This is a genomic window from Thermococcus kodakarensis KOD1 (assembly GCF_000009965.1).
GTDB classification, from domain to species: domain Archaea; phylum Methanobacteriota_B; class Thermococci; order Thermococcales; family Thermococcaceae; genus Thermococcus; species Thermococcus kodakarensis.
The window spans coordinates 1,667,997-1,688,861 of the sequence record NC_006624.1; the positions used below are offsets into that span (position 1 = coordinate 1,667,997).

At 51.6% G+C, this 20,865-nt stretch carries 22 protein-coding genes; 13 read left to right on the forward strand and 9 right to left on the reverse strand.

The features are described from left to right. The first annotated feature begins 59 nt into the window (after positions 1–59). Positions 60–392: a TIGR04076 family protein gene (locus TK_RS09290; RefSeq protein WP_011250807.1), complete on the forward strand. Its 333-nt coding sequence runs from the start codon at positions 60–62 to the stop codon at positions 390–392. Next, a complete protein-coding gene (locus tag TK_RS09295) occupies positions 349–1,422 on the forward strand; it encodes a GTPase (protein WP_011250808.1) in 1,074 nt (357 codons plus the stop codon). Before TK_RS09290 ends, TK_RS09295 begins: the two co-directional genes overlap by 44 nt. On the opposite strand, the gene TK_RS09300 is transcribed toward TK_RS09295, so the two are convergent. From TK_RS09300 to TK_RS09320, 5 genes are all read right to left on the reverse strand, one after another. Next, positions 1,419–3,365, reverse strand: a complete 1,947-nt coding sequence (locus TK_RS09300) for an ABC transporter permease (RefSeq protein ID WP_011250809.1) — start codon at positions 3,363–3,365, stop codon at positions 1,419–1,421. The genes TK_RS09295 and TK_RS09300 overlap by 4 nt on opposite strands. Continuing rightward, a complete protein-coding gene (locus TK_RS09305; RefSeq protein WP_198407737.1) occupies positions 3,334–4,020 on the reverse strand; it encodes an ABC transporter ATP-binding protein in 687 nt (228 codons plus the stop codon). Before TK_RS09305 ends, TK_RS09300 begins: the two co-directional genes overlap by 32 nt. Positions 4,021–4,190: 170 nt before the next feature. Then, positions 4,191–5,441, reverse strand: coding sequence for an ABC transporter permease (locus TK_RS09310; RefSeq protein ID WP_011250811.1), 1,251 nt, complete (start codon positions 5,439–5,441; stop codon positions 4,191–4,193). A gap of 1 nt (position 5,442) precedes the next feature. After that, on the reverse strand, positions 5,443–6,477 hold the full coding sequence (locus TK_RS09315) for an ABC transporter permease (RefSeq protein WP_011250812.1): 1,035 nt from the start codon (positions 6,475–6,477) through the stop codon (positions 5,443–5,445). Then, positions 6,477–6,707: a hypothetical protein gene (locus TK_RS09320; RefSeq protein ID WP_011250813.1), complete on the reverse strand. Its 231-nt coding sequence runs from the start codon at positions 6,705–6,707 to the stop codon at positions 6,477–6,479. The genes TK_RS09315 and TK_RS09320 overlap by 1 nt, the downstream gene beginning before the upstream one ends. Positions 6,708–6,925: 218 nt before the next feature. Between TK_RS09320 and trm14 the strand changes: the two genes are divergently transcribed. The 9 genes from trm14 to TK_RS09365 all read left to right on the forward strand — a co-directional run bounded on the left by trm14 (position 6,926) and on the right by TK_RS09365 (position 14,295). Next, positions 6,926–8,023 (forward strand): tRNA (guanine(6)-N2)-methyltransferase, encoded by a 1,098-nt coding sequence (trm14, locus tag TK_RS09325; protein WP_011250814.1) that lies wholly within the window; start codon positions 6,926–6,928, stop codon positions 8,021–8,023. Positions 8,024–8,116: 93 nt separating this feature from the next. Then, positions 8,117–9,268, forward strand: a complete 1,152-nt coding sequence (gene pstS, locus TK_RS09330) for a phosphate ABC transporter substrate-binding protein PstS (RefSeq protein WP_011250815.1) — start codon at positions 8,117–8,119, stop codon at positions 9,266–9,268. A 30-nt stretch (positions 9,269–9,298) separates the two neighbouring features. Next, entirely contained in the window at positions 9,299–10,114 is an 816-nt protein-coding gene (locus TK_RS09335) for a sugar phosphate isomerase/epimerase family protein (RefSeq protein ID WP_011250816.1), read from the forward strand. Further along, positions 10,111–11,031: a phosphate ABC transporter permease subunit PstC gene (pstC, locus tag TK_RS09340; protein ID WP_011250817.1), complete on the forward strand. Its 921-nt coding sequence runs from the start codon at positions 10,111–10,113 to the stop codon at positions 11,029–11,031. The genes TK_RS09335 and pstC overlap by 4 nt, the downstream gene beginning before the upstream one ends. Next, positions 11,018–11,848, forward strand: coding sequence for a phosphate ABC transporter permease PstA (pstA, locus tag TK_RS09345; protein ID WP_011250818.1), 831 nt, complete (start codon positions 11,018–11,020; stop codon positions 11,846–11,848). The genes pstC and pstA overlap by 14 nt, the downstream gene beginning before the upstream one ends. Beyond that, positions 11,845–12,606 carry a phosphate ABC transporter ATP-binding protein gene (locus tag TK_RS09350; RefSeq protein WP_011250819.1) on the forward strand — a complete coding sequence of 254 codons (762 nt, stop codon included), beginning with the start codon at positions 11,845–11,847 and terminating at the stop codon, positions 12,604–12,606. The genes pstA and TK_RS09350 overlap by 4 nt, the downstream gene beginning before the upstream one ends. After that, positions 12,603–13,208 carry a hypothetical protein gene (locus TK_RS09355; RefSeq protein WP_011250820.1) on the forward strand — a complete coding sequence of 202 codons (606 nt, stop codon included), beginning with the start codon at positions 12,603–12,605 and terminating at the stop codon, positions 13,206–13,208. Before TK_RS09350 ends, TK_RS09355 begins: the two co-directional genes overlap by 4 nt. A 9-nt stretch (positions 13,209–13,217) precedes the next feature. After that, the gene (locus TK_RS09360; RefSeq protein ID WP_011250821.1) at positions 13,218–13,811 is read left to right on the forward strand and encodes a phosphate signaling complex PhoU family protein; all 594 of its coding nucleotides are present in this window, start codon (positions 13,218–13,220) and stop codon (positions 13,809–13,811) included. Positions 13,812–13,905: 94 nt separating this feature from the next. Next, a complete protein-coding gene (locus tag TK_RS09365; protein ID WP_011250822.1) occupies positions 13,906–14,295 on the forward strand; it encodes a hypothetical protein in 390 nt (129 codons plus the stop codon). On the opposite strand, the gene TK_RS09370 is transcribed toward TK_RS09365, so the two are convergent. The 3 genes from TK_RS09370 to TK_RS09380 all read right to left on the reverse strand — a co-directional run bounded on the left by TK_RS09370 (position 14,296) and on the right by TK_RS09380 (position 18,167). Beyond that, a complete protein-coding gene (locus tag TK_RS09370; protein WP_011250823.1) occupies positions 14,296–14,973 on the reverse strand; it encodes a fumarylacetoacetate hydrolase family protein in 678 nt (225 codons plus the stop codon). Between the two features lie 72 nt (positions 14,974–15,045). After that, positions 15,046–16,902, reverse strand: coding sequence for a M1 family aminopeptidase (locus tag TK_RS09375; RefSeq protein WP_011250824.1), 1,857 nt, complete (start codon positions 16,900–16,902; stop codon positions 15,046–15,048). Between the two features lie 110 nt (positions 16,903–17,012). Further along, entirely contained in the window at positions 17,013–18,167 is a 1,155-nt protein-coding gene (locus tag TK_RS09380; protein WP_011250825.1) for a tryptophan--tRNA ligase, read from the reverse strand. Between the two features lie 179 nt (positions 18,168–18,346). Between TK_RS09380 and TK_RS09385 the strand changes: the two genes are divergently transcribed. Next, positions 18,347–18,523 (forward strand): antitoxin family protein, encoded by a 177-nt coding sequence (locus TK_RS09385; protein ID WP_011250826.1) that lies wholly within the window; start codon positions 18,347–18,349, stop codon positions 18,521–18,523. A gap of 43 nt (positions 18,524–18,566) precedes the next feature. Then, on the forward strand, positions 18,567–19,409 hold the full coding sequence (locus tag TK_RS09390; RefSeq protein WP_011250827.1) for a DMT family transporter: 843 nt from the start codon (positions 18,567–18,569) through the stop codon (positions 19,407–19,409). Here the strand turns inward: TK_RS09390 and TK_RS09395 are convergent, their stop codons facing one another. After that, positions 19,410–20,777 (reverse strand): ATP-binding protein, encoded by a 1,368-nt coding sequence (locus tag TK_RS09395; RefSeq protein WP_011250828.1) that lies wholly within the window; start codon positions 20,775–20,777, stop codon positions 19,410–19,412. Positions 20,778–20,865: the final 88 nt, after the last annotated feature.

Consider the following 20,865-nt stretch of genomic DNA (forward strand, 5'->3'; position numbering starts at 1 on the left):
TCATAACCCCCCAGAATAGCTTTTAGTTCTAAGTCCTTATTTACATTTCGGTGGTGGAGATGGAAAAGCTAGAAATTAAGGTCGTGGAAATCCGAGGAAAATGTCCCGTTTTCAAGCTCGGGGACAGAATAGTCATAGAAGGGCCAAGGATAAACCTTGAAGAGACCGACGCAGTATGCACTCACGCCTTTGCCTCCCTGCTACCTTACATAGTCGCCCTCCGAAAGGGTATTAAGCCCAATGAGATAGGTCTCGGCAGGGGAGAGAAGGCTTACGTGCAGTGCCTCGACCCGGGTCCGCCGTACACAGACGGAGGAACCGTGATCTTTGAGATAACGGTGGTGCGAGATGAAGGCGAGAAAGGCATGGAGAGTCGTGAGAGAGGTAGTTGATGAGGCCGACATAGTCGTTGAGGTAGTTGACGCCCGCGACCCCATTGGGACGAGGAACAGGAAGCTTGAGAGGCTGATCCTTGAAGAGGGGAAACCTCTGCTCATCGTCATGAACAAGGCCGATTTGGTCCCGAAGGAGTGGGCCGAGGAGTACAAGAGGAAGAGCGAGGTTCCAGTCGTCTTCATAAGCGCGAGGGAGAGGAAGGGAACTGGAATACTCAGGAAGGAGATCAAAAAGCTGGCAAAGCCGCTCCTGGACGAGAAGGAGAAAGTTAAGGTGGCGCTCATAGGCTACCCCAACGTCGGCAAGAGCACGATAATCAACACCCTCAAGGGCAAGAGGGCAGTTGGGACTGCGCCGATCCCAGGCTATACCAAGGGAAAACAGCTGATAAGGCTGAGCAAGAAGATATGGCTCCTAGACAGCCCAGGGGTCATCCCGATAGACGACTTCGACGAGCTCGTGATAAGGGGAGGCTTTCCTGCTGATAAGATAGAGGAGCCAGTTAAACCAGCCGTAAAGCTCATCGGAAGAATCCTGGAAACGAGAAAAGAGGCCATAACCGAGAAGTTCGGAATCACGGAGTTTGAAAGCGAGGAGGACATTCTCAGGAAGATCGGCGAGAGGAGGGGCCTCATAAAGGCGGGTGGCGAGGTCGACATCGAAGAGACGGCGAGGTGGTTCCTCCGCGAGTGGCAGACCGGAAGGTTCACACTCTTCGGGAGCGAGGAAGAGGGGAAGAGAGACTTCATCTGGGACTTCGAGGACGTGCTTAATGGGGTCGAGAAAGACCTCCTGCTCGACCCGAGGAGGATACTCTGGAAGTACGGAGATGAGCTGAGGGAGAAGCTCGACGGCCAGAAGAGGGCTGGAGTAAGGGAGATAGAAGGAATAACGGTTGGAATAGCGACCGGATTTAAGAAGTGCGACTCTGCCGTTAAGTTCCTCGAAGAGCTGACCGGAAAGCATGCCCTAGCAAGCGAATGCTTTGGAAAGAAATGGAAAGGGGTTGTGGCTGTTCTCGATTAGGCCCTCAAGGCCTTAACAACATCCAGCTTCCCCATTACTCTCCTGACAACCAGGACCGTGAACAGGGCGTAGGCAGCATATAGAACAGGCAGGAGCGGGAGAATCTGGAGGGCATCGCCGAGTGAGACGTTCACTGGTAGGATTATGTTACCTATGTAGTAGCCCAGCCTCACCGCCGGTGGAATGGCGAGGAGCGAGCCAATCACCGCAGAGGTGACAACTTTTGTCAGGAACTCTCGCTCCACGTGCGAATCCGGAATTCCCACAGCCTTGAGCGTGGCATAAACCTTCTCGTTGCCCTCGATCTCAAGGTAGATCAGCGTGAAGATGGCAAAGACGCTGAGGAGGAATGTAACGAGCATGAGGGCGTAAACGGGTGTTTTGAAAAGTATGAGGTTCTGCTCGATATTTCTTCTTAGATCATCGAGCGTGTAAACCTTGAACCCCTGGGATTCGAGTTCTTCCTTGACCTCTTCTGGGTTTTCTGCCTTCATAAAGCTCATCCTCGGCTCGACAAAGCCCTCCATCGGGAGGAAGAGGGCGCGGTAGTTGTAGAAGAAAGCATCGCTGATCCCGACCACGCGGTAGGTTCTCTCAACGCCGAGGAGGTTCACCCTGACGGTGTCGCCGACGTTGAGGTGGAGCTTCCTCGCGAGGCCAACCTCGATGACCGCCTCGTCCTGCCCTTTGAACCATCTCCCCTCGATGAGGGTTTTTTCAAACATGCTCGTCCGGTTGAAGAAGTAGATTTCCGTCGTGATTCCGTTGACGCTCTGACCGCTCAGATAGCCGACCTTCTCGCCGGGGAGCTTCGCCATCTTCTCTGGAGTGCCGATGACCCAGACGTTGAAGGGCGCGTTGAGGCTGGCGAGCTTCTCCACGCCTGCCAGGGCAAAGTAGGCAGAGCTCGACGCCAGAAAGGCGACGAAGAAGACAGCCAGGAACTTGAGGAGGGATGATCTCTTGGGGACAAAGCGCAGGGCTTCTATGGTTCTAATCCGCGAGACGTAGAGGTAGGGCAGGGAAACCATCAGGACTATCGCCATGGTTATTAGAACGTCGAACTTGAAGGGATAGGCATAGTTCGGCCTCAGCGGGATGGAGACGCCGAAGAGGCTTGAACGGCTTCCTAAGAGGATTCCGGGAACAATTCCGATGGCATAGCCAAGGAGAGCGACGATTAAGTAATCGCCGGCGAAGAGCGTGAAGATGAAGGAATCCGGAAGGCCGAGGGCCTTGAGGGTTCCAACCTCCCTCGTGCTGCCCCTTAGGTGTGCCACCGTCACGAGAACCTCGATGAGGAGTGCAGTCCCAAGGAGGAGGTAGAAGAAGCTCATGACGAAGTTCTTCACGTTCCCCAGCTCGTCCATGTAGGGTGTATGGCCATTCTCATAGACCATGAAGTAGCGAACCCTCGCGTGGCTCATCAGAAATTCGGCCAGGGCCTTCGTGTCGTTGCATCTCATAAACGCGTAGAGGTTCTCGCCCTTCTCCATCGTCAGAACTATCGGCTTACCCATCAGGTAGTAGTAGGAGCCGAGAACCGTGTAGGTTTTCCCGTTGACCTCGATTTTATCGCCCCGCCTGGCTTCAGGGAAGGCCAGGACGTAAGCACCATCGGGCGTGCTTTTAGCATTGGGAACGTCAAAGCGCCCGTAGCCGATTAAGGCGGTGTAATACTTCCCGTTCAGCTTCACCTTTCCCTCGTCGAAGTAGAGGTAGTTCACGACCTCACCGAAGCGCGTGAGGTTCTCGACGCCAACCCCCTGGACGACGAACTCGACGTTGCCGATGTGCGAGAATTCATCCACCGTCCCCATGAAGGCCCCGATTCCACCGAGGGTGAAGTTGATGCCCAAGCTGAGGAAGACGAAGATTATGAAAACCACTACCGCCTTTTTCTTCTCGCGCTTAAGCTTTGCGACCGCCGTCTTTGATGGCATTGACCTCACCGTCCTTGAGGGTTATGATGACGTCCGCGAACTCAAAGAACTCCCGCTCGTGGGTCGAGGCTATGACGGTTATTCCTTCCTCACGGTTCACCCTCTTCAAAAGTTTCCACACCCTCACTTTGTTCTCCCAGTCGAGGTTGGCCGTCGGTTCGTCGGCGAAGAGATACTTCGGTCTGTTTGCCAGGGCCCTCGCTATTGCTATCCTCTGCATCTCGCCGCCGCTCATGTGCTCTGGCAGTTTGTCGGAGAGGTGCTCAGCGTTCACCAGCTTTAGGAGCTTTTTCGCCCTCTCTTTGGGGTTCTCAACCTTTTTGGAGTATTTCATCGGCAGGAGAACGTTTTCAAGGCCCGTTAAGTAGGGAACTAGGTAGAAGAACTGGAAGACTATCCCGAAGTTGTCGAGGCGGAACTTCCTGAGCTCTTTCTCTTTGAGAGAGTGGATGTTGACACCATCAACGATGACTTCTCCAGAGGTTGGTCTGTCTATCCCGCTCAGGATGTTGAGGAGAGTCGTCTTTCCGCTCCCGGAGGCACCCGCTATGATGTAAAACCTCCCATCCTCAAAGGTCAGGTTGATCCCCTTCAGGGCCGTGACGTTGCCGAACTCGTAGTGTTTGGTGAGGCTGCGAACCTCGATCATCCTCATCACCCAATTACAGCCTCCATCACATCGCAAACATGACTACCTTGAAGAATATCTCCATTTAACCTTTTATGCTGCCTGTTTTGTATAGGCGCTAGTACGTTATTCTAGTTCTATTAGATAGTAAAATTTAACCGTGATCACCACTAAAATGTGGGGCAGTAACTAAGTAGCTAACCGACATCAAAGAAAACAAGGGCGAGACCAGCACTCAAAAAGCCCATTGCAAGGCCCGGAGCCACCACCCACCACCAGTATCCACCGTAGAGGGCCCCCTGGCTCATCGCTTCAATCATGAAAGAGCCCCAGTTCGTACCTGGAATCAGGCCAAAGAATCCAAAGACTGAAATCAACGCCACGACTTTGGCTAGAAGCATTGTTGAGTACCTCAGGGAGAACTCTCCAACAGGGGGAAGTATGTGTTTCCTTAAAACCCAAAGCGCACCCGCCCCCATGCTCACTGCGGCTTTAACGTACTCGTTCGCCTTCTCCTTTATCACGATGAGTCTGATAGTCTTAGCAAGCTTTCCAAAGGTCAGAAGGGCGACTAAAAACATGAAAAGCAGGGGATCTATCTCAACCTTTCGACCGTAACCCTGGGTGGAGAAAAGCCAGACAAGGACTACGAGGATTGGGAGCATGGGTAATGCCATCAGAACCTCTAAGATGAACGTCGCAAGTTCCCCCAATATTCCACCAACGTAGCCTGAGACCATACCCACAAGAACTCCCAGAACCACTATTATTGCCGTCGTAAAGAACGCGAGATAGAGAGTGTTGTTCATGCCCTTGACGAATCCAACCCACATGTCCCTGCCGTAAGAGTCTGTACCAAGAAGGCCGTAGCAGGTTCCAAGAATTTCGACTGATGGATTGGCTTTTTCGGACAGGCGAACCTCAAAGATGTACTCACCTTTTAAAGGTTCCAAGCTGCTATCACGGGAAAACAGGAGCTTGGCAGAGGAGACAAGAACGTACTCGCTCACGCTAAGGTTGAAAGCCTTTGAAAGAGATGAGACAACGCCGGCGCGCATGTTGATGTTGAGGCTCATGTTACTGGAGATGGCTGGACCCCTGTAAAGGAGCACCCGAACGCCATCTGGCCTCAAAACGCTTATTTCTATTTTCTCCCCTTTAGGAAGGCCGTAAAACCTCACGTCGTTAGGCTTGTCCTTGTAAGTGTGCTTGTAGGAAAACCTGTAGATCCAAGAACCGTTCTCCTCAACCGGCGACGGTTTCAGAAAGACCGTAGGAGTCCTTCCACCGAAGATCGAGAACCAGGAGGGGTAGGCCTTACGCGGGTTGTCCCTCCAGTAATTAGCGTTCTCCCAGTTGTCGATATCTCTCTGATCAACACTCAAATTTGAGGCTATCACGAAGAGAGCGAACACGACCAGTATCGCCACCCCAGCTTTTCGCACCATTTCAGCTCACCCTTGGATCCAACATTCCCTTAACGAGCTCCAGGAGAAACGAAAAGACGAAGGATATAATGAATATCGCAAGGGTGACAACGAAGAAGAGGCGGTAGTCAAACCTAACAACCACGCCGAATGCCGGAACAACTGTCCTGACAAAACTCGCCTTAAAGATTATCCCAAGGCCCCCGAGGTTGAATAGGACGTCCACGACGATGTAATCCGTGAACATCTCAACGAACTTCTGAACGGTGAACGAGCTAAGGACTATGGAGACGTTCTTAAGAACGTGCCTCCAGTATATCACCCACTCAGAGATACCTTTGGCCCTCGCAGTTAGGACGTAGGGCTTCCCAAGCTCGTCCCTTACGTTATGAGCAACAACAACCACAAACTCCCAAATGTACACAAAAACTAGCGTGGCAACGGGAAGGGCAAGGTGCCAGAGAACGTCGAGCACGCCCTCAAAGCCACCCTTCGGGGGGATACTCTTAAGGCCTGAGATTGGAAACGCGTCAAGCTTGACGGCAAAGACTGCTATCAACACTGCTCCAATCCACCATGATGGAAGGCCAGTGAAGAAACGCGCAAGACCCTCGGCAACACCAAGAAAACGACTGTTTGCCAGCTTGAATCCAAGGAGAACACTCAGAAAAACCGTCAACAGCACTGAGAGTCCCATGACCATGAGGGTTACTTTTATTGAATGGTTAAAATCGTACTTGGTATCACCCCGGCGATAATAATCAATGCTCTTTCTGAGGAGGTCCATACCCATCACAAAAATGTTATCGTCCCTCACTTCCGCCGCTTTAGTGAGTATATGATAATAGTACTCCTCAACGGTGAGCCCCTCCCTGGTCGCGTTTTGCTCCAGCTCTTGGTACAGGGCGGGATTATTCATCCGAATTCCCATGAGAGCATCGTGAGCGTAATCCCATGTCAGCTTATTGGACGTTGCTCCCGCTATCAAGATTATTATGAGAAGTACGCAAAGGTAAATTACAGCCAGTCGCGCGAGGGTTCTGACTGGAAGCTTCATTAAACATCCCCTTTTCTCAGTAACAGGTTCACATCCTGAAAGCTGATGTCAGGGTGTCTTTTCAAGAACTCATTAACACCTTCTTCAACTCCAAGTTTTCTAATGTACTCAAGCAATTTATAACTCTCGGCATCTAGTCGGATGAGATGAAGAGTTTTTGGCGAGAACAGAATGTACTCATCTAATACCTTGTCAAGATACAATGAACTCAGGAATTCATCCTCGCTCATATCATCTTCACCACGTTATGAATTTATGGCGTTGTTAGTTTATAATAATTACGTTGATTAAAATTAACAATTCGACAAATGAACTTATTAGCGACGGATAAAATGTCACGACATACATTGAAGAATATCATTATGACATTTAACAACTAAGTTATACCAAGGCGCACAAAGGACTAGGTCAAACAAAAGCTTAAAAGAAAGACAGAGAACGCGCGAGTATGAGACTCTTACTCACAACCTCCCAGGGAATCGAGGACATAGCTGGAAGAGAAGTCGCCTCGCTGATGGAGAGGCTTGGAGTTCCGTTTCGAGTGGAAGAGAAGCCCTTAGGCGTTGAGGGAAGACTTCTCCTCGAAGCAGGCGAGGCTTACTACACCGATGAGAAGGGCAGGAAGAGGGAGCTGAGCATAGCAACCTACCTCAACGAGAACTCAAGGCTCCTCCATAGGGTTATTCTGGAGATAGCGAGCGAAAGGTTCGAGGGAATTGGTGAAGACGAACCAGAAACTGCCCTCAAGCGTATAGAGGAGTTCGTCTCCTCCCTTCCGGTTGAGCGCTTCGTGAAGGTAAGTGAGAGCTTTGCGGTCAGACCCTTCAGGAAGGGCGAGCACAGGATAACGAGCGTTGAAATAGCGAAAACGGTTGGCGAGGCCATCTTCGAGAGGCTCTCGCGCTTTGGAAGTCCAAAGGTGAACCTCGACCACCCGACGGTGATATTCAGGGCGGAGCTTGTTGGTGAGGTGTTCTTCCTCGGGATTGACACCACAGGCGACAGCTCGCTCCACAAGAGACCCTGGCGCGTCTACGACCATCCCGCGCACCTCAAGGCTAGCATAGCCAACGCGCTCATAGAGCTGGCTGAACCGAACGGCGGGTCGTTCATAGATCCCTTCTGCGGGAGCGGCACGATATTGATCGAGCTTGCCCTCAGGGGTTATAAAGGAAGAATAATAGGCCTTGAGAAGTACAGAAAACACATAAGGGGCGCCGAAATGAACGCTTTATCGGCCGGCGTTCTTGATAAGATTGAGTTCATCCAGGGCGACGCCACAAAGCTCTCCCAGTATGTCGAGAGCGTTGATTTCGCCGTGAGCAACCTTCCCTACGGCCTGAAGATAGGGCGGAAGAGCATGATACCAAGGCTTTATATGGCCTTCTTCAGCGAGCTCTCCAAAGTCCTCGAAAAGCGTGGGGTCTTCATAACGACGGAGAAGAAGGCGATAGAAAGGGCGATATTAGATAACGGGTTCAAGATCAAACATCATCGACTTATTGGACACGGCGGACTGATGGTGCACACATATGTTGTGGAATAGAGAATAAGTGTCTATATAGATTTACCACCAAAGTATATTTTATTGCGGCAATCTTTATATTTCTTAACCCTCTTCTAACCATCGGTGAAACCAATGAAGAAAGCCATCTCGGTGTTTATCGTCCTGCTGCTGGGGCTTTCCCTGGTGGCAAGCGGCTGCATATCTAGTGAAAAGAGCCCTAGCACAAGCCCGTCCAGCACGGCACGGGCTTCAAGCCAGGGCACTTCCCAGACCAAGGTAATAACCATCCGCACCACAGGTGCAACCTTCCCCCAGTACCAGATACAGAAGTGGATTGAGATATACATGAAGAGCCACCCCAACGTCAAGATCGAGTACGAAGGTGGAGGAAGCGGACACGGGCAGGAGGCGTTCCTCAAGGGCCTCACCCACATAGGCAGGACAGATCCACCCGTTAAGGAGTCAACCTGGAAGAAGTTCCTCGCAACTGGCGACCAGCCCCTCCAGTTCCCCGAAATCGTTGGTGCGGTTGTCGTTGCCTTCAACGTTCCAGGCGTTGACGAGCTGAAGCTCGACGGGGAGACCCTCGCCAAGATATTCATGGGTGAGATAGAGTACTGGGACGACGATGCCATCAAGGCCTTCAACCCCAGCGCGAACCTCCCGCACGAAAAGATAATAGTCGTCCACAGGAGTGATTCAAGCGGAACTACTGCAATCTTCACCACCTACCTGAGTCTCGTCAACAAGGAGTGGGCAGATAAGGTTGGAGCGGGAAAGACCGTTGACTGGCCCGTTGACAAGGTTGGAAGGGGCATTGGTGGAAAGGGCAACCCTGGAGTCGTCCAGGCCCTTAAGAACACCAAGTACAGCATAGCCTACACCGAGCTCTCCTTCGCCATAGAGGAGAACCTCAAGGTTGTGGCACTCAAAAACAAAGCCGGAAACTTCGTTAAGCCCACTGACGATGCGATAAAAGCCGCCGTCGCCGGTGTTAAAGCTTTCATACCAAGCCCAACCGAGGGCTACAAGGAGGACCTCAACCAGCTCCTCAACGCCCCGGGAGAGAACTCCTACCCGATAGTTGCCTTCACCCACCTCCTCGTATGGCAGAACAAGGGTGGAAAGCACTACAGCAAGGAAGAGGTCCAGGCCATCAAGGAGTTCCTTAGGTGGGTCTTAACAGAGGGACAGAAGCCAGAGAACCTTGCCCCCGGCTACGTCGGTCTTCCACCAGAGGTCGCCAAGATAGGCCTCCAGGCAGTTGACATGATAGAGGGCTGATTTCTTTTCTCTTCCTTTTGGGTGAGAACGATGAAGCTCGGTGTCAACTCCTACATCGTCAAGGAAATCAGCGGAAAGGGCTTTTCCTTAGACGAACTTCAAGTGGACTTTGTTGAGCTTGGATTTGACGATTCTGGCATCATCAAGAACGAAGAGATAAACTGGGAAGCGCTCAAAAACCTTAAGGGCATTGGGGTGGAGTTTACACTTCACGCGCCTACCGCCGATGGAAAGAACCTCCCGATAGACCTCGGAGTCTATGGGAAAGAACCGGTAAAGAGAATGGGGAAGGTAATAAGGATTGCCAACCATCTCGGCACAGAGGTCATTGTCGTTCACGGAGGCGACATCGGGAAGAGTTACACGAAGGCCTACGTGAACACCCTGAGGCACTTAAGGAAGCTTAAACCAATAGCTGAAGACCACGGAGTAAAGCTCGTTGTTGAAAATCTCTTTGAGGGACGAATCGGGGCACTTCCTCACGAGCTCCTTCCCTTCGTTAGCGAGGGCTTTGAACTGTGCTTTGACATCGGGCACGCTTTCCTGACTTCCATGAATTCCGGACTCAAGATGGACGAGTTTAACGTGCTCTTCCCTTATGCGACCCACCTTCACATCCACGACAACAACGGCTCCAGAGACGAGCACAGGCCGCTTGGCGAGGGTATGATCGGTTTTTCTTACGCAAGTAGAGTTGTTGAGCTTACAAAAGCCGAAAGGGCAGTCCTGGAGATAAGGAGGTACAGTGGGAAGGGTTCAATCATCTCAAACGTGAGTTTCTTCCGCAACATGCCGGACGAAAACTTCTCCAAGATTGAAAAGGCAGAAGGGGGTAGTGAGGCTTGAGGAAAGTTGAGTCTTTTAAGATCGCCACGTATCCTGCCGTTATCATCGTCTTCCTGCTGTTCGCGGGGATGCTCTTCGTTTACTTCACCAACGCGCTCCCAGCGCTCCACAGGTACGGCCTCGACCTCTACCTGAAGAACGTCTGGAGAGCGGCTGAAGAGCCAAGCGAAGAGGTCTATGGGATAGCGGCCGCTATATGGGGAAGCGTCTACACCTCTCTCATAGCCATACTTATAGCCCTGCCACTATCGGTGGCCTACTCGGTCTTCGTCGTTGACTACGCACCGAAGAGGCTGAAGAACGCCTTTATAATCCTCTCAGATGTAATGGCGGGCCTGCCAACGATAATCTACGGTATATGGGGAGCGTTTTTCCTCGTTCCGTTCCTGAGGGATTGGATTATGAAGCCCCTTTACGATCACCTCTCCTTCATTCCACTCTTTTCCTATCCGCCGGTTGGTGGCTACAGCTACCTCTCGGCTGGAGTTCTCCTGGCGATAATGGTCACTCCCTTCGCCTCCGCTATAATAAGAGAAGCCTACAACATGGTGCCCTTCACGTACAGGGAGGCCATCTACTCCCTCGGGGCAACAAGATACGAGGCAACCAAACTCCTCCTCGGCTACATAAAGCCGGCGATAGTTTCGGGAACGATCCTCGCCTTCGGAAGGGCCGTAGGCGAGACGGTCGCCGTTTCCCTCGTTATAGGGAACACGTTCAACCTGACAACGGCCCTCTTCGCACCGGGATACACAGTCTCGTCCCTCATAGCCAACCAGTTCGGCAACGCCTTCATATACGAATACATGACCTCGACGCTTTTCGCGGCAGGGCTAATCCTCTTCGTAATCGGTCTGGCCGTGAATGTAGTCGGCCTCAAGATGCTCAAGAGGTGGGAGAGAAATGTCAGCATTTGACCGAAAAACAAAGGAGAAGGCCTTTTTCATAGGAGTCGGCGCACTCACAATCCTGATATTCATACCGCTGTTCCACATCATAGCTACTGTCCTGATCAAGGGCTTTCCAGTGATAGCTGAGAGGGGCACGAAGTTCCTCACGGGGACGCTCAGCGAGGGAGGAATAGGTCCGGCCATCGCTGGAACCTTCATCCTCACGTTCCTCTCTGCTCTCCTCGGCCTTCCAGTTGCTTTCCTCGTCGGAGTTTACGCCTACGAGTACCCTAAGAGCACCCTCGGTCAGTGGACCAAAACACTGCTCCAGATAATGATAGAGTTCCCGACGATACTGGTCGGGGTCTTCGTGATGCAGGTCGTGGCCGTTCCGATGGGGACTTACTCCGCCCTGGCTGGGGCCTTAGCGCTGGCGATAATTCTCACTCCCTATGTAGCCGTTTACACCCACGAGGCCCTCAGAGAGATACCATCAACGTACAGGGAGGCGGGCTTTTCCCTCGGGCTCACAAGGGCGAAGGTCGTCTTCAGAATCCTCGCGCCGATGGCGAAGCGCGGCATTTTGACCGGCGTCCTCATAGGAATGGCCAAAGTTACCGGAGAAACTGCGCCGCTCCTCTTCACGGCAGGAGGACTTTACGAGAGCTACCCAACTTCAATAACCAAACCCGTCGGTGCCGTTCCGCTCCTCATCTACCAGCTAGTCCAGAGCCCGAATCCAGCCGACCATGCAACAGCGTGGGGAGCCTCACTGGTTCTTCTCCTCATCTTCCTCGGGATATTCATCCCGATACGCCTTAGTCTGAAGGAGGTGAGACTGTGAACTTCGCGATAGAGACTGTTAACCTCAACGTTTACTACGGCCAGAACCACGTGATAAAGGATGTTGACCTCAAAATCCCAAACAAGGGTGTCTTTGCACTCATGGGGCCGAGCGGCTGTGGGAAGAGCACGATGCTGAGGACTTTCAACAGGCTGATAGAGCTGAACGAAGATGCCAGAGTTGAGGGTGAGGTAAGGCTCTTCGGAGAGAACATCTATTCGGAGGACGTTGACCCGATAGAGGTCAGGAAGAAGGTGGGGATGGTGTTCCAGTACCCGAACCCCTTCCCCCACCTGACCATATATGACAACGTTGCCATAGGCCTCAAGCTGAACGGACTCGTCAAGTCAAGGGAAGAGCTCGACGAAAGGGTTGAATGGGCCCTGAAGAAGGCTGCCCTATGGGACGAGGTTAAGGACAGGCTGAACGATTATCCTGGGAACCTCTCTGGAGGACAGAGGCAGAGGCTCGTTATAGCGAGGGCTCTCGCAATGAAGCCGGAAGTCCTTCTGATGGACGAGCCCACAGCCAACATAGACCCTGTCGGAACTGCCAAGATAGAGGAGCTCCTCCTGGAGCTTAAGGAGGACTACACGATAGTTCTCGTTACCCATTCTCCAGCCCAGGCGGCGAGAGTTGCTGATTACGTTGCCTTCCTCTACCTCGGTGAGCTGATAGAGGTTGGGCCAGCAAGGAAGGTCTTCGAGAACCCGGAGCATGAATTAACCGAGAAGTACGTTACGGGGGCGCTTGGATGAAAAGGAAAGCCCTAGAGAAGGCCCGAAATCTTTTGAGGGCAGAGGGGGATGGAGTCATAAATGGCATGAGAACCCTGACTACCGAGGTCCAAAGAAACGAGTACGGAAGAATGGAAGATCTCCTTTGGGAAGTAACCAATACGAGCGAAGAGTTGAATAACGTTTTGATAGAGATCCTTCTTAGGTATCAGCCCTTGGCAAGCGAACTTCGCTTCGTAAGGTCAGCCTTCAATGCAAACTACGACTTATACAGAATGATGAGACACCTCTCGTGCATTGAGGTTCTGCTTAATCTCCATGGATCAGAGGAGCAGAGGGATCTCGTAATGGAGGCAATGGAAATCTTTCTCCCATGGGTCACCAGAGGAGTTGAGGCTCTAGTTTCAAAAAGGGAAATTCCAGTGGAAGAGCTCCCTTTCATTGAGTTCGAGTTTAACGAACTCTGGGACTCTTATGTTAGGACGGAGACCCCCTACGTTATGGGAACCTTAGTACACCTGGAGGGTTTCTTCAACCATACGAAGAACCTGCTTCGCTCGGCGGTTTATTATCTCTTAGGCTCCAAAGGGCTTGAAAAGACGCCCATACTATATATCGTATGAGGTGATACCATGAGAAAGCTCCTTGATATTGGTGAGGAACAGCTCAAAAAGCTGATAAACGAGATGGGAAACGATGCCCTCAACTCCCTGGAGAACGCCAGGAAAAGCCTCAAAGGAGAGTTCAACTCAACAGAGGAGATATCGAGCAAGCTCCACCTTCTCAGGAACGAGGTTCTCGATATAGCGACCGAGCTCCTCGTGAGGTACTCGCCGGTTGCCAGCGACCTGCGCTTCATCCAGAGCTCGATAGATGTCTCCTACGACCTCTACAGGATTTCGCGCTACGCCATGGAGATAGAGAGAACTGCGAAGATAGTAGGGGCAGAGGAGAGCGAACTCATCAGGGAGGGCTTTGAGCTAACTGTTGAGGCCGTTAAAACTGCAATAGAAGCCTTTGAGAACCTCGATGAAGTCTCGGCAGGAAAGCTCCTTGAGATAGATAACAGAATAGACGACCTCTACATCCAGTCGCTGGAGAACCTGAAAAGCTCGGCCTCTTCTCCGGTTGAGGCCCTCATAATGCGCCACCTGGAGAGGATAAGCGACCACGCGAAGGAAATCGGGGCGCGGGTCGTTTACGTGAAGGAAGGGAAGAGGGTGTAAAGCCAGTTTGCAAAGGGAAGATCTTCCACGCAATTTGGTAATTTTCCGTAAACTTTTTTAAGTTGTATTTCACATATTTTCTGGGGGGTGGCTTATGGGGAAGGCCAGCACTGTGATTTTAACCCTGATCCTCATCCTTGCAGTAGGCCTCGGCATTAACTACGCGGTCAACCACTATGGGAGCTTCAACTACGAGTGGAAGAGGGGCTTCACGAACTACAACACCTACAACCTTGCCGGGAACTCGGTTCTCAACGGCTACATCAAGGCAGACGGAGATGTCAGCGTTTACATCCTCACCAAGGAGAACTTCAAAAAGATGAAGAACGGCGAGCCCTTCAGCTACTACAAGGCCTGGGAGCACGTTCGGAGCGTCGAGTTCGATGGCATTAAGATACCCGATGGAGACTACATCCTCGTCGTCAAGAACGAAGGGGAAGGAATGAGGTGGATTTCAGCGAAGATCGTAAACAAAAAGGAATAGTCAGCACAGAATCGAGTCCTCAGCTAAAACGTCGAACTCTACCTTCCCTATCCCTTCTATCCACGCCTCGATGTGATCGCCGTGCCTGAGCGGGCCGACACCGGCAGGCGTTCCTGTCGCTATTATATCGCCGGGCTCGAGCGTCATCACCGAGCTTATGTACTCTATCAGCTCCGGAACTTTAAAGACCATCTGGCTCGTCCTTCCGAGCTGCCTAAGCTCGCCGTTCACCTTGAGGCCGATTTCGAGGTCTTCAACCTTTAACTCGCGCCTGTCAACGACCCTCGGCCCAACGGGGGCGAAGGTGTCGAAGCCCTTCGCTATCGTCCACGGAAGACCCTTCTTCCTCGCCTCTGCCTGGAGGTCGCGGGCGGTTATGTCGAGCATTATAGTGTAGCCCATGACGTAGTCTATTGCTTTTTCAGCCGGAACGCGCTTTGCGCGCTTCCCGATTATCACCGCCAGCTCGACCTCGTGGTCAACCCTCTTGCTCATTCTGGGAAGGATTATCGGGTCTCCTGGGCCAATAAGGGCGCTCGGTGGCTTGAGGAAGAATATCGGCTTCTCCGGGACGTCGCTCTCCATTTCCTTTGCGTGCTCCGCGTAGTTTTTGGCCAAGGCCACTATCTTGCTCGGCCTGAGTTCGTAGTAGGTATCTCGAAAGGGGAGGCGGATCATTTTGCAACACCAGTGACAATTCCCAACAAGCTAATAAAAATAGCACGCCAGAAATGAAAAAGAAGGAGAAGGTTAATCCACTTTAATCCAGATGTCACTAAGACGGAATTCTCTGTTCACGTTCACAATGACTTCTTCGGGGTCAATGACGATCTTAACTGGTTTGTCCGGTAGTTCAAGGCTTACTGTGGCGGTGCCATTCACCCAGACTCTTTCGTCAACGTACTCGCCGTTTTCCATGTAGATCCTGACCGGAACCGGCATTTTGAAGTCGTTGGCATCGTTTATCGTGAATGTGAGGTTGTAAGTATCCCCTGCTTGCGTAATTTTGAGAACGGTGACGTTGTAGTCCGGCACCTCTGTTGTGTTGAACCACTCGTTGAAGAACCAGCTTAGGTCGTCTCCATAGACTTTCTCAGAGATTCTAATAAAGTCTCTGTAGTCACAGTAGGAACCGTGACATTCTTCAAGAACTGTGTGGAAGATTTGCCTAAACTTTTGATCACCCACCAAGAAGCGCAGGGAGCGCAGTATGTAGGGGCCTTTGAAGTAGCGGATGTACCATGCCTCTCGTGAGTAAAGACGTGGGTCGCTGAAATTGTCGTATTTTCCGGTTATGGTTTCGATGTAAGTGAAATTCTTAATTGACACAACTTGCTTCTCAACTTCATCCATATAGTAGTCGTAGAAATAATCCTGAGGCACTGAGCGGGAATAAGCTTCAAGCATGAGAAACTGGGTCGGGGTTTCCACAAAGAGGCCAAAGCCAGCATAATGTCCAAACCACTCATGGCCTAATTCGTGGAAGAGGTTAAGCTGATAGTTATTCAATGTTGTGAGGAGGTCATTGTCGTATGGGAGAACGAGCGTGCCAAAGTAGTTAATGCCCCTAGCGGTGTAGCCATAGGTTTCCTGGGAAAACCTCCAGAATAACGGGTGGAAAATGATAAAGAATCTGTCAGTCGGTCTCTCTATGCCCGTCAGGTTGCCGTACACGGAGAGAGCCAGGCTCAAGTTCGACTTAAGAGCCTCAATGCCTTCACTTGATATCGCCCACGAGGGCAGATAAACAGTGAAGTTCATGCCCCTGAGTGTGAAATCAACCCTGTCAAGGTCGGGTACTTGGACTATGACGGTGGAGATGCTACGATGCTGTATCCGGGAATCAGGGGAGTAGACAACAGTGCTACCATTTTCGACAGTTCCATAGCAAGCTATGACGTACAGAGTCTCCTCGGGAAGCTTTGGAGTCACAACGATACGGTAACTATCGGGATTCGACGCCAAGTCCCAGAACGAGAAGTCAGTACCAATCGTTATGTTCTCCTTAAGAGAGTAGAACAGCTTCCAGTTCTTCTTGTACCTAACCTCGTATGTTGCAACGCCTTGCAGTTTTGTAAGGTTCGTTGAAACGTTTACCGCGTAGAACTCAATGCCTGAGCCATTGTTAATCTCATACCTGTACCTGTCGAGCTTAGAGAGGTTCAGTGGTACCCCTTCAATTGTTATGTTATTGATGTCAACGAACCCATCTGGAGCAAAGTACCTGGCAATGTAGAGAGTCTTAGACGTGAAATTGAATATCGTGAACTCGTACCTGCCCCTGAAAGTTCCATCCCGATACTCAACGCTTATGTTTCCATGAACATAGTAAGGGACCTTTAAGAAATGGTTCTCCCAGAAATCGTATGCTACAGTACGATTCATCTCCCTGATTTGAGGTGTTTCTGGGTACTCAAACTCAAGAGGGGCCGATTTATGATCCTCATTCGAGGTTGAAGTTAAACTCGCTTCCGTATTACTCGTAACTGATTCTGGGGAAGACGCTGATGGTTGTACTGAACTAGCTGTTTGATCGCTCCTATTCAAACACCCACTGACGACAACTAAAACCGCAACTAAGAGAACGACGACTGGCTTCTTCCACAACTCAGATCCCTCCGAAGGAATCCTTGTTCTAACTTTTACAAGTCAGAAAATAAAAATGTTTTGGGAATATGAAAAACACCGAAGAGGAATAATTTGGGTAACTTCAATTTTTAAGTTCTCAGCGGTTCAGGAATCGCCTTGTCCCACTGCTCCTGAGCAAGCTCGCCGGTGTACTTGAACTTCTCGACCTTCTTTTCTGCCTCCTTCCTCTTCTTCTGGTGCTCCTTGAGGAACTTCTGGACGCGCTCGATCAGCTCGCGCTTGCACTGGCCGCAGGTCAGCTCGCCAGCTTTACAGGCGCGGTAGCGCTCCATGAGCTTCTCGTCGTCGGGTTCAAAGAAGATCTCAAACCACTTGAAGACGACGCACTTCTCCGGGTTCCCGCCCTTCTCGCGCTGCTCCTTGAGCGTTGGTTGGCCGCCGGTGAGGGCGAACTTCCATATCTTCTTTCCGGCCTCCTCGGGGTCGTCCGTGAGGTAAACGGCAGTTTCGGGCTTGCTCGCGCTCATCTTGCCCTCCAAGCTGGTCAAACCTGGCACGAACTTTGAGTGTATTGCAGCAGTCTTGTAGTAGCCAAGGCTTTCGGCGAAGTCCCTCTGGAGCCTCCAATAAGGATCTTGATCTATTGCCGCCGGAATGAGACAGCGCTTCTTCTCGAAGAAGGTTGGAGCGGCCTGTATTGCTGGATAGAATATCATTCCAATCTTGCTCTGCTCGTTGAAGCCAAAAACAGCCCTCGCCATCGAGAAGTTTATCTTCTTCGCTATCGGGAGGGCCATCTCGTAAATCTTGGTAAACTCACTGTTCTGGAAGATGAATGTCTTGTCCGGGTCAAAGCCTACCGCTATGATATCCAGAATGTTCTCGTAAGCCCACCTCTTGGTGTCCTCAAAGCTCAGCTTCTCCTTGAAGAGGAACTTCTCGTCGTCGGTTATCTGGATGTAGAGGTTGACGTCGAAGTTCTCCTGGAGCCACTTGGTAGCGAAGAACGGGATTATGTGGCCGATGTGCATCGGGCCGCTCGGACCCCTCCCAGTGTAGAGGAAGAAGCCCCTTCCACTCTCATAATCCGCTAAAACCTTGTCGTAGTCCCTGTGGGAGAAGAAGAACCTCCTCCTGAAGAACAGAGGCAGCTCGCTCTTCGTGAGCTCTGCGGTCTTCTCTATCAGCTCGTCCGTCAGCGGGCTGGTTCCGAACTGCTCTATCAGCTTGTTGTAGTCCACGACACCCTCAACGTCCCATGGGGTAACCTTAAAGTCGTCCATTCAAACACCTCCGCTTCCAGTGGAAACCAAACTCCAGACTAAGGCGGTGCAGAAGAGGGATTCCTCACCAAAGCCAAAAACGACCACCGAGCATGGAAGAAGAAATGGCGGAGAGATTTTAAAGTTTTTGGGTGCGAAAGTGTTTTTAGGAAAAGGGAACACATCCAATTGGTGGGAGTATGGAGGTAGTTGAGGCTATTTATGAAAACGGCGTCCTCAAGCTCAAGAAAAAGCTCAACTTACCCGACGGTACCGAGGTCAGCGTTAAGCTCATTCCCAAGAAAATATCCGAGAAGACCTTTGGAATCGTGAAGCTTGAGAAAGAGGAAGCTGACAAGCTGATCCAGGACTTATGACTTACTGAAAAAGCTTTTTTACCTGTTGCTTCTATCCGTCATCATGAAAACCGAAACCGAAGGCACTCTCCTCGCTTTCCTCGTCCTCCTGGCTCTGGGCCTTGAGCCGGCCGTCATAAAGGCCAATCCCTCCAATCCAATCAGCTTCATAGCCCTGTCCGTCTTCTTCGCGGCCCTTATCCTGTGGACGGTTCTTTTGACAACTGGCAGGTTCAAGGAAATCCTGGAAAAACCCGCCGAGCTTAAGAGGACGTTCCTGACTGGCCTCTTCGCCACCGCCATAGCTTACTCCCTCTACTCCCTCGGAACCAGCATGAGCACCGCCGTGAACTCCGCCATAATCACACGACTTGAGGTGTTCTATTCCCTCGCGATCGGCTGGCTCCTCCTCAGGGAGAGAGTGAGCGGGAGAGCATTAGCCGCTTCCCTCCTTCTCTTTGGCGGGGTCTTCCTCGTCCTCACGCAGGGAAAGGGGATAACACCGAGGAAAGGTGACCTCCTGCTCCTCATAACGCCGCTCTTCTGGCAGCTGGGGCATGCCGTTGCCAAGTTCACAGACTACTCACCGCTGACAATAGCGACACTCAGGAACACCTTCGGCTTTCTCCTCCTGCTTCCGTTCGCCCTCATGAGCGGAATCCAGCTCACGGGCCTTGCCGTTGCCGAAGGAGTCATAATAGCCGCAACCCAGGCCCTCTGGTACGCTTCAATCTCGAGGATAAACCTCTCGAAGGCTACCGCAATACTCACTCCGGCCCCGGCAGTCACGATAGCCGTGGCCATAGCCTTCCTTGGGGAGAAGGTGGGGGTTTACCATCTGCTCGGCTTCCTTCTTGTGACAATCGGAACGCTCCTGATAGCCTTTGAAGAAAGCGGGACGAGGTAGTCAGGTTGATGTTTCGAAGTCCCCCAGGTCCCAGACCAGCCAACAATCTTCTCTAAGCCCCTCTTTTCCCTCGACGCTTTTAGCAATCAGTCCATAGTGCTTTTCCCAACCCTCGAGACTTACAAGTTCCACCTTCCTCTCCAAGTCCTTCAAAATCCCCCTCACTTCCCTCTCGCTCAAATCCTTCCACTTGACCTCAACGAACAGAGCCTTCTTCTCACGCTCGTTCAAGGCCACTAGGTCAATTTCCTCACCCTTACGCCACCACTTTCCAATCTTGGTGAACCTAAATGGAAGCCTCCCCGCTTTGTTCATCTCCCTGAGGAAGTCCGCGCTGACCTTTTCAAAGACGAAGCCGAGATAGCGGTTGTATTCCTCTTCAAAGTTCTCGATGTAGCCAAAGTCGAGGAGCTGTGAGCGGTTGGGGTAGATGAAGCGGAACCAGAAGTTGAAGTAGAGGTCGCTCAGGTAGTAGCGCGCGTTCCTCTTCCGCTCTGGCTCGCCTACAGGATGCCTCTCCTCTACTATGTGGAGAGTCTGCAGGTTGCTGAGGTACTTTGAGACGGTTGAGCCTGGAAGCCCGGTGAAGCTCACTATCTCCCCGAACTTCGTCTTTCCGAAGGCTATGGCCTTGAGTATCGCGAAGTACCTGGCGGGTTCTCTCAGCTCGCTCCTGAGGAGGAACTCCGCCTCGTCGAAGAGCGGCTTGTTGGGCTGGAAGACTTCCTCAAGGCTTTCCCCAGCATTCAGCCGGAACTGGACTTCCCTGAGGTAGGCCGGAATCCCGTCGGTTATCCCGTATATCCTCACGAGCTCCTCCCAGCTTTTCTCTGGGAAGAAATCCCTCAGGTGGAGAAAGCTCAGGGGCTTAAGCATTATGGACAGCGTCCTCCTCCCGTAGAGGGGGCTTTTGTAGCCGAGGACGTGGCTCTCCATCACGCTGATGGCAGAGCCCGTCAGGACGAGCTTGAGCCCCTTGGCCGAGTCCCATATCTTCTGGAACTTTGAAACCAGCCCCCTGTTGGCCTTCAAAAGGTTCGGGAACTCATCTATTATCACGACAACTCCAGAACCGTCGAGGAGTTCGAAAAGCTCCTCCCACGAGAGCTCGGCCTTCTCAACCAGAGGGTTCCCAAGGGCCTTTGCGACTAAGCTCTTGAACGTCCTGAGGTTTTCGCTCTCGAGGGTCTCCTCCGCGAAGAAGTAGATGTGGGGAATATCTTCCACCGACTTCTTAACGAGTGCAGTCTTTCCAACCCTTCTCCTACCGTAAACGATTATCAGCTCTTTCCGGTTACTCTCATAGGCTCCCCTGAGGGCTTTCAGCTCTTCAGCCCTATTAACAAATTGTTCACTCATGATTATCATAATTTAGTGTGAACTATTTAAGCCTTTACATGATTCGAAAAAGACAAGCTAAATGCTCAAGCTTAAATTTCCCCGTTAGAATTGGGGA